Annotated in this window: 16 protein-coding genes; 5 read left to right on the top strand and 11 right to left on the bottom strand. The window is 54.5% G+C overall.

Going from position 1 to position 13,280, the window contains the following annotated elements:
• Positions 1–34: 34 nt before the first annotated feature.
• Entirely contained in the window at positions 35–748 is a 714-nt protein-coding gene (locus HCZ23_RS07950; RefSeq protein WP_167601196.1) for a ComF family protein, read from the bottom strand.
• A 183-nt stretch (positions 749–931) separates the two neighbouring features.
• Between HCZ23_RS07950 and HCZ23_RS07945 the strand changes: the two genes are divergently transcribed.
• Positions 932–1,630, top strand: coding sequence for a methyltransferase domain-containing protein (locus HCZ23_RS07945; RefSeq protein WP_368487314.1), 699 nt, complete (start codon positions 932–934; stop codon positions 1,628–1,630).
• 48 nt (positions 1,631–1,678) lie between these two features.
• The gene (gene hemH, locus HCZ23_RS07940) at positions 1,679–2,764 is read left to right on the top strand and encodes a ferrochelatase (RefSeq protein WP_254870009.1); all 1,086 of its coding nucleotides are present in this window, start codon (positions 1,679–1,681) and stop codon (positions 2,762–2,764) included.
• Positions 2,765–2,855: 91 nt separating this feature from the next.
• On the opposite strand, the gene HCZ23_RS07935 is transcribed toward hemH, so the two are convergent.
• Together HCZ23_RS07935 and HCZ23_RS07930 are read right to left on the bottom strand one after the other, a co-directional pair.
• Positions 2,856–3,041 (bottom strand): hypothetical protein, encoded by a 186-nt coding sequence (locus tag HCZ23_RS07935; RefSeq protein WP_167601194.1) that lies wholly within the window; start codon positions 3,039–3,041, stop codon positions 2,856–2,858.
• A 122-nt stretch (positions 3,042–3,163) separates the two neighbouring features.
• Entirely contained in the window at positions 3,164–3,757 is a 594-nt protein-coding gene (locus HCZ23_RS07930; RefSeq protein WP_167601193.1) for a L,D-transpeptidase, read from the bottom strand.
• Positions 3,758–3,919: 162 nt separating this feature from the next.
• Between HCZ23_RS07930 and HCZ23_RS07925 the strand changes: the two genes are divergently transcribed.
• Positions 3,920–4,453: a CAP domain-containing protein gene (locus tag HCZ23_RS07925; RefSeq protein ID WP_167601192.1), complete on the top strand. Its 534-nt coding sequence runs from the start codon at positions 3,920–3,922 to the stop codon at positions 4,451–4,453.
• 21 nt (positions 4,454–4,474) lie between these two features.
• Here the strand turns inward: HCZ23_RS07925 and HCZ23_RS07920 are convergent, their stop codons facing one another.
• The 5 genes from HCZ23_RS07920 to HCZ23_RS07900 form a co-directional block, all read right to left on the bottom strand.
• The gene (locus tag HCZ23_RS07920) at positions 4,475–4,975 is read right to left on the bottom strand and encodes a murein L,D-transpeptidase family protein (RefSeq protein WP_167601191.1); all 501 of its coding nucleotides are present in this window, start codon (positions 4,973–4,975) and stop codon (positions 4,475–4,477) included.
• Positions 4,976–5,044: 69 nt separating this feature from the next.
• On the bottom strand, positions 5,045–6,262 hold the full coding sequence (locus tag HCZ23_RS07915; protein ID WP_167601190.1) for a class I SAM-dependent RNA methyltransferase: 1,218 nt from the start codon (positions 6,260–6,262) through the stop codon (positions 5,045–5,047).
• Positions 6,249–7,361 (bottom strand): CCA tRNA nucleotidyltransferase, encoded by a 1,113-nt coding sequence (locus tag HCZ23_RS07910; protein ID WP_254870007.1) that lies wholly within the window; start codon positions 7,359–7,361, stop codon positions 6,249–6,251. The genes HCZ23_RS07915 and HCZ23_RS07910 overlap by 14 nt, the downstream gene beginning before the upstream one ends.
• A gap of 44 nt (positions 7,362–7,405) precedes the next feature.
• The gene (locus tag HCZ23_RS07905) at positions 7,406–8,008 is read right to left on the bottom strand and encodes a CoA pyrophosphatase (RefSeq protein WP_167601188.1); all 603 of its coding nucleotides are present in this window, start codon (positions 8,006–8,008) and stop codon (positions 7,406–7,408) included.
• On the bottom strand, positions 7,992–8,993 hold the full coding sequence (locus HCZ23_RS07900; protein ID WP_167601187.1) for an Hsp33 family molecular chaperone HslO: 1,002 nt from the start codon (positions 8,991–8,993) through the stop codon (positions 7,992–7,994). Before HCZ23_RS07900 ends, HCZ23_RS07905 begins: the two co-directional genes overlap by 17 nt.
• Positions 8,994–9,070: 77 nt before the next feature.
• Between HCZ23_RS07900 and HCZ23_RS07895 the strand changes: the two genes are divergently transcribed.
• Complete coding sequence (locus HCZ23_RS07895; RefSeq protein ID WP_167601186.1) at positions 9,071–9,502, top strand: NUDIX hydrolase; 432 nt, start codon at positions 9,071–9,073, stop codon at positions 9,500–9,502.
• Here the strand turns inward: HCZ23_RS07895 and HCZ23_RS07890 are convergent.
• Positions 9,487–10,767: a PP2C family protein-serine/threonine phosphatase gene (locus HCZ23_RS07890; protein WP_254870006.1), complete on the bottom strand. Its 1,281-nt coding sequence runs from the start codon at positions 10,765–10,767 to the stop codon at positions 9,487–9,489. The genes HCZ23_RS07895 and HCZ23_RS07890 overlap by 16 nt on opposite strands.
• A gap of 148 nt (positions 10,768–10,915) precedes the next feature.
• Between HCZ23_RS07890 and HCZ23_RS07885 the strand changes: the two genes are divergently transcribed.
• A complete protein-coding gene (locus HCZ23_RS07885) occupies positions 10,916–11,236 on the top strand; it encodes an Hpt domain-containing protein (protein ID WP_167601184.1) in 321 nt (106 codons plus the stop codon).
• Between the two features lie 8 nt (positions 11,237–11,244).
• Here the strand turns inward: HCZ23_RS07885 and ilvA are convergent, their stop codons facing one another.
• Positions 11,245–12,495 carry a threonine ammonia-lyase IlvA gene (gene ilvA, locus HCZ23_RS07880; protein ID WP_167601183.1) on the bottom strand — a complete coding sequence of 417 codons (1,251 nt, stop codon included), beginning with the start codon at positions 12,493–12,495 and terminating at the stop codon, positions 11,245–11,247.
• Positions 12,488–13,240 (bottom strand): hypothetical protein, encoded by a 753-nt coding sequence (locus tag HCZ23_RS07875; protein ID WP_167601182.1) that lies wholly within the window; start codon positions 13,238–13,240, stop codon positions 12,488–12,490. The genes ilvA and HCZ23_RS07875 overlap by 8 nt, the downstream gene beginning before the upstream one ends.
• Between the last annotated feature and the right edge of the window lie 40 nt (positions 13,241–13,280).

Raw genomic sequence — 13,280 nt, 5'->3', positions numbered from 1 at the left:
GGAAAATCCTTTTGTTCGCCGCGACTATAAGGATTTAGGCCTCCCTGTCCACGCGTGCCAGAACCGCGACGTCCACACCTTTCGCACCTGCGGCAAGACAAGCCTCTGCGCATTGGGTCAATGTCGCCCCAGTTGTCATCACATCATCAATGAGCAAAACCCGTTTGCCCTTGATCTTGTCGGCACGTTTTGCGGTGATCTGAATAGCGCCCGCAACCGTGTCGCGCCTTTGTTCTGCGGTCATGCCATCCAGAGTGCGCGTCGCGCTGGAGCGTTTCAAAAGGTCCGGGATATAGGGTCGATCATGCAGTTTCGCGACGCGCGCGGCGAGCAAAGCCGCCTGATTGTACCGCCGCCTCAGGATGCGAACCCAATGCAAGGGCACCGGCGCCACAACTGTGTCAGGCGTAATCAGGGGCTCCGCCGCATTGGCGAGCCATTGACCCGCGGAATGGGCCAGATCTGTGCGGTCGCCATGTTTGAACCTGAGCACGATGGAGCGCCCGTTGCCCGCATAAAGCATCGCGGCCCGACCCCGATCCCAGGCCCTAGGCTGCGCGCGGCAATCGTCACACAGATCACCCTCCTGCGCATCGCCGATCAAAGGACGACCGCAAGCCTCGCAGGGATGATCGACGATAAACGGCGTATTCGACCAACATGTCGGGCACAAACCCCGCGTCACCTCGATCATTTCGTCGCAGGTGAGACATTGAGCCGGGTAGATCAGCTTTGCCAGCCTTTGCATTTCCCGCTCACCTTTCTACATTGCGCTTTGAACGCAAAGACATTGTCAGGACATCCCATGTCGCAGCCTGCCCCTTTGGTCGATCGGGACCAGTTGGCCCGAAATCGCCGCCGCGCCTTGCGGAGGGGTGGAGATTTTTTTCTACACGACGAGGCTCGTTTCGAGATCGAAGATCGGCTCGACATGGTTAACAAATCGTTTACGTCGCCTGCCATCGTCACCGGTTTTCCCGAAATTTGGGCCAAGTGGTTCCCCGACGCGACAATCGTGCCCGATGACGACGTGCTGGCGCTGGAAGAACGGACGCATGATCTGGTGATCCACGCCATGAGCCTGCATTGGGCCAATGATCCGGTCGGACAGCTCATCCAATGCAACCGCGCCTTGAAACCCGATGGATTGATGATTGCCGCTTTCCTCGGAGATCAGACCCTGAACGAGTTGCGCGCCTGTCTTGGGCAGGCAGAAAGCATGATCGCGGGCGGGCTCTCGCCGCGGGTCTTGCCGATGGGCGAACTGCGCGATCTGGGCGCTCTGTTGCAGCGCGCCTCATTTGCCCTGCCCGTGGCAGACAAAAGCGTGCGGAAGGTGAGCTATGCATCACTGGCCCGTATGGCCGCCGATCTGCGTGCCATGGGAGAAGGCAATGCCCTCACTGCGCGCAAGAAATCCACTGGCGGCAAGGCCATGTTCAATCATGCCGAACAGCTTTACAAAGATCACTTTGCCGAAGAGGGCCGTCTGGTCGCGACCTTTGATCTGGTGTTTCTGACCGGATGGGCGCCCGATGCCAGCCAGCCGAAACCTCTCATGCCTGGCTCAGCAAAGATGAGTCTGGCGTCCGCGCTCCAAACCGAAGAATTCAAACTGCCCGACAGTTGACTTGACCCGATCTGACACCATCCTAAGCCTAAAGAAAAAGGAAATCCCATGGGACAAATGAAGCCCACCCGGCTGAACATGACTGCACCGGATGCCACCTGTCCGGTGCATGCTCCAAAAGATCACCCGAAAGTTCCGACCGAGAAAATCGGCGTCTTGATCGCCAATCTCGGCACGCCCGACAATACGGACTACTGGTCCATGCGGCGGTATCTGAACGAATTTCTGTCCGACAAACGCGTGATCGACTATCCGAAATGGAAATGGCAACCGATCCTGCAAGGCATCGTTTTGACCTTTCGCCCGTCGAAATCCGGCGCGGCCTATCGGTCGATCTGGAATACTGAGGCGGACGAAAGTCCTTTGATGACGATCACTAAACGACAGGTGGCCGCGATCAAAACCGGGCTGAAAGCCGAGTTCGGGGATCGTGTCATGGTCGATTTCTGTATGCGATACGGCAATCCCTCGACAAAATCTAAGGTCGAGAAACTGGTGTCCGAGGGCTGTTCGAAAATCCTGTTTTTCCCGCTCTATCCGCAATACGCGGGCGCCACGACCGCGACGGCAAACGATCAATTCTTTCGCGCGCTCATGGCGGAAAACTGGCAACCCGCGAGCCGGACAGTCCCGCCCTATTTTGACGATCCGACCTATATCCATGCGCTCGCCCAGTCCGTTGAACGTGCTTATGCGAGTGCGGAAAAGAAACCGGACATCCTGATTTGCTCCTATCACGGGCTGCCTGAGCGCTACCTCAAAGAGGGCGGTGATCCCTATCATTGCCAATGTCAAAAAACGACACGTCTTTTGAAAGAGCGGCTGGGCTGGGATGACACGCAAATCATGACGACGTTCCAGTCGAAATTCGGTCCCGAGGAGTGGCTTCAGCCCTACACCGTCGAAGAGGTCGCGCGTCAGGCCGAGAAGGGCAACAAGAGCATCGCGGTCTGTGCGCCCGCCTTTTCCGCCGATTGCATCGAGACGCTCGAGGAGATCAACGAAGAGATCAAGGAAAGCTTTGAGCACGCCGGTGGCGAGGAGTTTCTCTACATTCCCTGCTTGAACGATGACCCGCTTCATATCGAAGCACTCTTGGGTCAAATCCGTAAAAACCTGGCGGGATGGGTTTAATCCCCCCGCCTATAAAGCCGAACGCAAAGACAAATGAAAAGGGCGGCTCAAACGAGCCGCCCTTTTAAATTTTCAACTGCATTGCAGACTATTAGTCAGCAGCAACAGCAGCAGCAACCAGTGCCAGGATCAGAAGCGGCACAACGTAGCCACCAGCGGAAGAAGAAGAAGTTTCTTCAACAACAACCGGAGCTTCGATAACCGGCTCAGAGTAGCCACCAGCGAAAGAAGCGGTGCCAGCCAGAGCGAAAACGGCAGCAGCAGCGAGTTTTTTCATAGTCAATCCTCCTTAAACCCCACAAAAGAGGGCAGGTTTGTTACACAACGAAGCTATAGAGCTCAAACTGTAGGAAAATCAATCACTCCGCATGGACGTGACAATTTTCTTGGGGCTTGTCGTCAAATTAGCAACACTTGTGTACCAACATTAGCAAGATCAAACAACTCTGCAATATGTTCGTTGTAGAGACCGATGCAGCCATTCGAAGACCGACGGCCGATCTTGCGCGTGTCATGCGTGCCGTGGATGCGGTAATATTGCCAGGACAGGTAGAGCGCATGGGTGCCAAGCGGGTTATTCGGACCCGGGCCAACAAAATCCGGCCACTCCGGGTTACGCACCTTCATCGCGGGCGTCGGAGACCAGCTTGGCCCTTCGACTTTTCGGATCACCGAGGTACGACCACGCCGAGTCAGGTCTTCCGTCAAGGGCACGGAAGTCGGGTACAATTTATAAACGCTCTGATCTGCGCTCCAGAAGTGCAGCGCGCGCGAGGTCGTATCGACGAGAATCGCGCCATTTGTCAGAGTGCTGAAATAGGGACGCCAATCGAGCGAGCGAAAGCTCGAGATATTCCGGCGCACCATGGTCGAAATATCGCCTTCGATCTCGGTTGTGCCCTGCGTTTGCGCCAGAACCGGCTGCGCCATGAGCGCGGTTGATCCGGCCACAAAGGCACGGCGGGAAACCTTGGAAACAGATGTCTTACTCATGGGACGAGACCATTCATGATATGGGGAGTACGCCGTCTTATATGGCGCGTTTGTCTCAGTCGCAAATCAAACTATCGATCACAGCGAAAACCCGCGAACATGATTTGATCCTTCCGAACAAAGCGTTTAATCCATCCGAAGAACAGTCATGGAGTATCTGGCATGTCCCGGATTATCGCTATCCTCATCGTGGCCCTTATCGGATTGACGGCATGTGACACGCCGACAGAACGGCTTGGTCCGGATGGAAAGCCTTTGCCCCGCGTGTACCGCATCAACGCGAGAGATGAGGGCACGATCCAATATCGGATGCTCGACTCGATCAACGCGCTTCGCTCTGCCGCGGGTGCGCCGCCTGTCGCGTTGAACGCAAATCTCAATGCCGCCGCAGCGACCCATTCGCGCGATATGCACGTGCAAAATCGCCCTTGGCATTTCGGGTCTGACGGCTCCTCGCCGCTCGACCGCGTGGCACGTTCCGGCTACCCCGGCATGATGCTGGGCGAGAATATTTCCGAGACCTATGAGACCGAGCTTGAAACCCTGTCGGCCTGGATGGAGCAAAGCGACACGCGCGACATCATCCTCGATCCGAAGGCGACCGACATTGGCTTTTCCTGGTATCAGGAAGACAATGGGAAACTGTGGTGGACGCTGTTGATCGGCGCCCAAACCACAACCCTCGCTTCGAACTAATAGCGATATTAAATCAATCTCTTACGGGAAAATATCCACTTGGGTGCCGTCCTGCACCATGGTGTAAATTTTCTCGATCTGACGATCCCGGACCGCAATACAGCCTGCGGTCCAATCCTTGCCCTTGCCGCGATTTTCGCCCGCACGCCCGTGGATGAAAATGTCACCGCCCGGACGCCGCCCGAAAGATTCGGCATAGGCCCTGTCCTGATCGTTCGGATAGGAAATCCCCAACGACAAATGATAGGATGAATTCGGATTGCGGCGGTCGATGATGTAGCTGCCTTCGGGCGTTTTGCCATCGCCTTCGAACCGCTTCGGACCGATGGGGTTTCCGCCCAGCCCGATCTTGAACGATTTCACGACGTCTTCATGATGCAAAAGGTAGAGCTTGCGGCGCTCTTTATAGATCACGACGCGCGTGATTTCTGGTCCTCTATAGGGCTTCAGCGTGCGCGCGAAAGCCCCAGAGGAAAAGGTTAATGCGGCCGCAGCCGTTGTGATGAATACCCGTCGATCCATGATCTCTGCCCGATATGTTTTTTTACAGAAATACACCTGATCGGTGAGTCAGGACAATATTTTCTCGTGTCAGCGGCGCTTAAAACAGGCCGCAATTTCCACATGCGGCGACCAGCGGAATTGATCCACGGGCACAATCCAGTCGATTTCAAAGCCCGCTTCGCTCAAAACCTTCGCATCCCGCGCGAATGTGATCGGGTTGCAGGACACGAATCCGACCGTGTTGAGACGGCTTTTCGCGATCTCATCACATTGCGCCAAGGCGCCGGGCCGAGGCGGGTCGATGATGGCGGCGTCATACGCATTCAACTCATCGTCGCGCACAGGTTGGCGAAACAAATCGCGGGTCTCGACCGTCACTGCCTTTAGCCCCTGCGACTGACGCCAGCCTTTGCTCAAAGCCTCAAGCATATCGGTGACACCTTCGACAGCATGCACCTCCGCATGCTCCGCGATGGGAAGAGAAAACGTCCCGCATCCAGAAAACAGATCAATCACACGATCCGCGCCTTCGACCGCTTTACGCATCAAGGCCACAAGAGCCGCCTCCCCTTCCGCTGTCGCCTGCAAGAATGCGCCAGCTGGTGGCACAATCCGCGCCTTGCCAAACGACAGATAAGGCAAAGCCTCACCCGCAAGGTCTTCGCTATTCCAAGACAGGCGAGACAGAGACAAATCCCGCACAAAACTGCCCAATTCGACACGCATGTCCAAATCGAGTGGCTTGCCGTTCTTCACTGAAATATCGAGCCCGCTGTCCGAGGAAATCACGGTGATATCCATCTCGCCACGCCGCGAGCCCCCCAATTCAACAAGCCTGTTCAAGGCGCCATAGGCTTGCATGATCTCAGGCACCATCAGGATACAATCGGGTACTTCGACCAAACTGTCCGATGCTCGGGCGTGCAACCCCACCATCGTTCCCTTTTTCGTACGTCGCCCATGAAAAACCGCCCGCCGCCGACTTCGGTCAGGAGAGGTCAAAATAGTGCCGAATTCAGCGGAAATGCCTTGATTTTCAAGGGCTGATTTCACGAAATCCGACTTCCATTGCGCCACGAAATCCTCAGAGGCATGCTGCAAAGAACAGCCACCACAAGACTTTGCATGACGACATGCCGGACGCACGCGATCCTCCGAAGGGGTCACAATCCGCGCGCCAGGGACCCTGCCCGCCTCTTCGAGGCCTTCGACCACTTCGCCTGGTAGAGTATTGGGGACAAAAATCCCGTCAGCGGTGATGCCGTCGCCCTTATGCCCCAAACGCACGATTTCAAACTGATCCATCACGCTCCGCCTTTTTCATGAGGTCTTCATATGTGAGACGAAATCCGCTTTCGATCCACGCCCGCTCTAAATTCCGCAATATAGTGCCCAGCGCAGGCCCCGAAAAATCGGCCAAGAGATCCTGTGCTGAGACCGGAAATTTTGCCTTGGCGGCCTTTTCAATCTCTGCGGACAAAGATGCATCCATGGACTGTTCAAAAAATGCGGCCCGCAAAGCCGCCACATCCAAGGCCATCTTTTTGCCCTCGCGATAGGCAATCTCACGGATCGATTTATCGCATTCGACATAGGCCCTAAGCGTGTCATATTGACGAGTTTGTTGTTTCGATAGCCGCAAAAGCTCCGCCACATCAAACTGTCCCAGCGCGGCCAGACGAACAACCGGGTCCACGCTTTGCTCGAATGTGGTCAAAAGGAAAAAAGCTTTGGTGGTGGCCCCAGGCAGAAGAGCGTTAAGAACGCCAGCATGATCCATGGCGGCAAGGGCACGGTCGGGTTCAGAGGCAGACAAAAGCTTGATCAACTCCGCGCCGATACGCTCTTTCGACAGTTGGGAAAGCCCTTCGACATTCTGCGCACAGGCTGCAAGCCCCTCCGGATCCAGACCTGCTTCATCATCACCATACCAGGCATGAAACCGGAAAAACCGCAGGATGCGAAGGTAATCTTCGCGGATGCGCTGGTTGGCATCGTCGATAAAACGCACCCGCCGCGCCTCCAGATCTGCAAGACCCTCCAAAGGATCAACAATCGTGCCATCCGCCCGCGCATAGAGCGCATTCATGGTGAAATCGCGACGATGCGCATCATCCTCAAGCCTGTCGGAAAAGGCCACGACCGCGCGTCGGCCGTCGGTTTCGACATCTTTGCGAAACGTCGTGATTTCAAAGGGTTCACCATCGACAACCACGGTCACGGTGCCATGCTCGATCCCGGTGGGAATGGCATTCAACCCACAGGCTTTTGCCAGCGACATGACCCGCTCCGGACGCACGGATGTCGACACATCAAGGTCACTCACAGGCACCTTCATCAGGCTGTTGCGCACACAGCCACCGACGAAAAACGCCTCTTCCCCCGCATCTGAGAACATCGACATGACGCGCGTTGCGGCGGGTGACGTGATCCATGAGGCCGTCACTCTCATCGACTTGCCCGATCCGCCAAGACCCACAAAATGCGCGCCGTTGCGCCCCAGATATAGTAAGGCCCGTAAGGCACCGTATAGAAGGAGCGCAGTTGTCCACGCCAACTTCGCGACTGGATCGAAAAATTATCCGTGTTCAGAACATGCGCGAGCGGCACCTCGAAGACCTCAGACACCTCACCCGCTTCAGGAACTGGCGTAAATTCGTCTCTAATCCAGCCTAAAACAGGGAACATTTCAAACTGTGTCACGGTTTGATGTGTTGGCAATTCGCCGAGAATATCCACATTTGAGGGAAGAAGACCGATTTCTTCATAGGCCTCGCGTAGGGCTGCGGCGACATGATCATGATCTTCGGGATCGACCCGACCACCGGGAAAGGCAATCTGTCCCGGGTGGTGCTTGAGCGCCGAAGAGCGTTTGGTCAGGATCAGACGCAAACCGTCGGACGTTTCCTTGATCGGGATAAGCACCCCAGCTGCGCGCAAGGGGCTCGTGAGGTTTGGCCGCAACGCTTTGTTCAGATCAAAATCCGACGACGGATCGCCGGATTTGTGCAGAAGCGCCGCGAGGCCGTTCCGATCAATCGTCGTCACCATCCTGTTTATCCTCCGCCTCGAACCCCAGCGTTTTGGGATCAAGCACATAATGCGCCCCACAAAACTGACAATCCGCCGTCACAACGCCCTCTTCTGTGGTCATATGCGCGATGTCTTTGGCAGAATAGATCGAGAGGCTTTCGCGCACACGCTCTTCGGAGCATTGACAGCCGAAATCGATGGGCTGCGGATCGAAAACGCGCGGTTTGTCTTCGTGGAACAGGCGCACGAGCAGTTCGGTGGGTTGCACACGCGGGCCAACCAATTCCATCTCTTCAACAGTGTCGAGCAGGATATTGGCGCGGTTCCAATCCTCGAAATCATCCTCATCCAAGATGTCGGAGGCGCGCAACAGACCGCTGTCATCACCCTCTTCCGATTGCGCGACAAAGGGCGAGGCTTTCGGCATTTTTTGCAGCATCATGCCACCGGCACGCCAGCCTTCATCGGAGCCCGGTGTTTGGGATTTTCCAAAGCTGGTAACGAACCGGCTCGGAAGCTGTTCGGATTGCGCAAAATAGGTTTCGGCACAGGCCGACAGAGATCCGCCGGAGATCGGCGTGATGCCTTGATAAGGGACATTGCCTTGGCCCTGATCGATCAGAATGGCGAAATAGCCTTTGCCGATTTGCGAAAAGGGGTCGACGCGCGGTACGAGACGCGACGCATCATAGGACGCATAGGCACGAACGCGACCGGGCTCACCTTCGGAAGCCGGTGCGTAATAATCGGTCGCAATCAAACGCGCGGGGCCATCTCCGCGGACTTGAAGCGACAATTTCCAACGCAGCTTGATGGTTTGGCCGATCATCGCCGTCAGCAAAGCCATTTCTGCGACCAGAGCTTCGATCTCATTCGGATAATTGTGCTGCGCCAGAATTTTATCCAGCACACCATCGAGGCGCACCACACGACCACGTATATCGGAGGCGTCCAACTGAAACGGGAGAACCGTGTCATCCCATGCGATTTTTGATCCGAGCATTTTTGCGTTCCCTGACATTCGGCGCTGGCATATCCTGTTCATATAGGCGGAACAACCATTGAAGAAAGGTCAGGCACATGCGCAGATATGGAGAACCCAAAATTTCAGGGAAACCATATCGGGCAAGACCCGGTGCCTATGCTATTCTTCCTCGAAACGATCAGGTCTTACTGACCTATCAGGCAGGCATTCATCATGAATTTCAACTCCCCGGTGGCGGCATTGATCCCGGAGAAAGCCCTGTCCACGCTCTGCATCGTGAAGTCTATGAGGAAACGGGGTGGCGAATAGCTAATCCACGCTTTCTTGGAGCTTTCCGCCGATTTGTTTTTATGCCCGAATACGATCTTTGGGCTGAGAAAATCTGCCATATCTACCGGGCGTTTCCGGTACGGAAACTGGCGGAGCCGCCAGAGGAGGATCATTCCGTCCATTGGGCAAGTTTGGATCAAGCCATGATCAGTCTTGGAAACCCTGGAGACAGAGCCTTTCTTCAGACTCTATTTTGACCGGAATATTCCAAAAGAATTGCCGAGATATCATCCGGGAAGTCTTTGTCATTGTTGAAATTGTTCAGATCCCAAAGAAAGGTGTCAAAAAAAGCATTTCCGGTTTCTGTGGAAATCTTATGACACATCTCAACCAAACCCTCTTCGCCGAGCATGCCATCCCCGCCATCCGGGCATTCCGTCACTCCATCTGAAAACACCAGAATGCGCTCGCCCGGCGCAAGTGTGATCTGAACATCCTCGAATTCCGCAAATGGGAGCAAGCCGACGGGAAGCCCGCCGCCACCAAAAAATGTGGCCACACCCTCGGGAGTTTGCCGAATGGGATTTGGGTGACCACACTGGGTCATCACAAACTCACCAGTCATGCGGTTAAAATGACCGAGAATCATAGTGAAATAGAGATCTGTCTCCATTTCCTCCAACATCAGTCGGTTCAAGTTGGCCGCTACGTCAGACGGGTTTCTCGGCACATGCAAGCCATCTTCGCCGACCTGGATCGCAAGGTTTTGCTCAGCAGTCGATCCCGACAAATAGGCCGCAAGACGCGCCGTCATGAGCGCGGAAGCGATACCGTGACCGGACACATCGATGGAAAAAATTCCAAACTGATGATCATTGATCGGGAAAAAACCGACCAGATCTCCACCGACATGCCCGCTCGGGCGCAGCAAAAGTGACACTTGCGCAGAAGAAAAATCACGAAACCGTTCGCGGACGAGAGACTGCTGCAACTTGCGCGCCTCAACGAGGTCACGATCAAGAGAATCATAAAGCGTAGAGATTTCCGTCAACGTCGAACTCACGAGCCGGTTCTTTTCCGTCAGCTCTCGCTCCATACGCAAGATGCGCTCACCCGCGCGAATGCGCGCAAGGAGTTCATCCCCAGCAACAGGTTTCGTCAAAAAATCATCAGCACCAATATCGAGACCCTGAGCGACCTCTGTTTTGTCGGACTTGGAGGTCAGGAGGATAAAATATCCGTAGTGCTCACGTTCAAGTTTCCGAAATTCCTGACAAAATTCCAAACCACTCATACCAGGCATCATCCAGTCCGACACGACCAGATCAACGGATTCGGATCGGCAAACCTCTAGTGCCTCTTCGCCCGACGCCGCCTCGAAGACCATATACCCCCATCGCCCGAGATATGATGACAGGATGCGTCTCTGAGCCCGCGAATCATCGACGACCAGCACGTTATTCACCACACCGCGTTCAGGAACGGCCTGAAGATATGCGTGTTTTTCTTGAGCGATGGCCAAAATCGGAGTCCTCATAATCATCTTGATGTCTGAACATGACCCGATCAGTTTAATGCCGCCTTAAATGTAAAATTTTCCAGAAATCAGGCCACATCCTTACTGATCAGTAATCTTCTTGGGTTCTATTCTCCGTGAAATGGAGAGCCATATGATTGACTGGAATCGAGTGGAAGAATTGCGTGACGAAGTCGGGGCAGAAGACTTCTTGGAAGTGGTTGAGCTGTTCCTCGAAGAGGTCGACGAGGCCATCGCGCGCATGCAAACTCAGCCGGATGAAACTCGGCTCGAACAGGATTTGCATTTTCTAAAGGGCAGCTCCCTAAACCTTGGGTTCGCCGCTTTTTCCACCCTCTGTTACGAGGGTGAAACGGCGGCACGACAGGGTCACACAGACACGATCGACCTCCCGAAAATTTTCAACAGCTACGCAGCATCGCGGGCTGAATTTCTAAGCAGATCGGCTGCGTAAATCGTTATTTAGAGAACAAATTCCGCAAGTGCCTGATCGCTCGTGATGTCTCGATAAACCAGTCCGGCGGCATCCATTTTTTCAAACAAATGCGCAAAATTATCCGGATTATCCGTCTCAATCCCGATCAAGACTGAGCCAAAATTCCGAGCCGATTTCTTGAGATACTCAAACCGCGCGATGTCGTCATTGGGACCGAGCATATCGAGAAACTCGCGCAAGGCGCCAGGCCTCTGCGGCATACGCAGGATGAAGTATTTCTTGAGATTGCGGAATCTCTGGGCGCGTTCTTTCACCTCCGGCAAACGTTCGAAATCGAAGTTGCCACCAGAGGTCACACAAACGACCCGTTTGCCTCGAATTTGCTCGCGAATGTCCTGAAGTGCATCAATCGAAAGCGCGCCAGCGGGCTCCAAAACGATGCCTTCAACGTTCAGCATCTCCAACATCGTGGAGCAAATGCGATCTTCCGGGCAGGCTAGGATATGATCTGGGGAAATGTCTTTGAGACACTCGAACGGTAGCTCTCCGATCCGCGCGACAGCTGCGCCATCTACGAAACTGTCGACATCAGACAGGGTCACAGGATGCCCCTGGGCGACAGCCGCTTCAAGAGATCGTCCCCCCATAGGTTCGACAAAATAAACCTCGGCTTGCGGAGCCGTCGCTTTGAGGTAGGACACCACGCCCGCAGAAAGACCGCCGCCGCCGACCGGCAACACAACGACATCGGGCACCATCTGGGACATGAATTCGACAGCCACTGTGGCCTGCCCCTCGATCACGTCGAGATCGTCGAAAGGCGCCAGGAAATGGCCACCCTCGCTTGCGCAATAGGTTTTCGCGGCCTCAAGCGTGTTATCAAAATAGTCCCCAACCAGGCGTATTTCGACCATTTCACCGCCAAAGACCTTGGTCTTATCGATCTTTTGCTGTGGCGTGGTGACCGGCATAAAAATCACGCCGCGCACCCCGAACTGACGACAGGCAAAAGCCACACCCTGAGCATGGTTTCCGGCAGAGGCACAGACAAAAAGCCCAATGTTCGGGTCTTTTTCGCGCGCCTTGATCATCGCATTCCAAGCGCCCCGCAGCTTATACGAGCGCACCGGCGTCAAATCTTCGCGCTTCAACCAGACATCGCAATCGAAGGCTTGGGAGAGGTGATCATTGCGCAAACAGGGCGTCGGCTCAAAAAGGCGTCTTACCAAGACCTCCGCCTCACGTGCCTTTTGCGCGAATTTCTCCGGGTCAGTCATTCAAATGTCCCTTCATCGCAAGCTCATAGATCGAAGACAAAAGGCTGACATTGATCATCAAGAAAAACCACCCAACGACCAGCTCAACCAAGAGCCCAAGAATTCCTGCGCCAAAGAGCAGAACAACTGCTTGAATGAAAATAAAAAAGACGATCAGGAGCACAGCGGCCTGAAGCAACAAAGCGGAATGCGGCTGTGTCGCATTCCAAGCCGCGCGTAGAGGTAATTTTTCTCCCAAGGCCACACTCGGCAAAACTGGCGATAGCCTTAGAAAGAGGAATGTCGCAGGCAATGCCATAACAACTATGAGGAACAACATTCCGAATGACTGTGCAAAACCCGTCCCCAAGATCGAAAACAACACCACGAAAAACAAACTGATTACCAATCCAATAAGCAGGATAAGCCCCATTGTGAGCAGCAAATAACTCACAGTCTGACCCCCACGCAATTTTGGAAATGCGGATGTCGGACGCTCACTGCGCAATGCAAAAATATGCCATTCAACCGCAATCCAACATGAGCCCAGCGCGATAACCAGATTTGACAAAAACAGCAGAATTCTATCCTGGGAGGACAGGTAAGCGATTCCTAAGGATCTCAAAATCTCCATATCAATGAAATTATAAGTCAAAATCTGAATGATCAGAATACCGATCCAGATCAGACCCGACACGGCCAGCGCTTCGTCGAGGTGGCGGAACACACGCAACACCGCGTTCTGAAAGAGGATAAAACCCGTCATGATGACCCTTTTTGATTATCTTACCCGCCGGTTTAGTGGT

Source organism: Celeribacter sp. HF31 (genome assembly GCF_011806455.1).
Lineage (GTDB): Bacteria > Pseudomonadota > Alphaproteobacteria > Rhodobacterales > Rhodobacteraceae > Celeribacter.
This window is presented reverse-complemented; position numbering and strand designations above follow the sequence as displayed.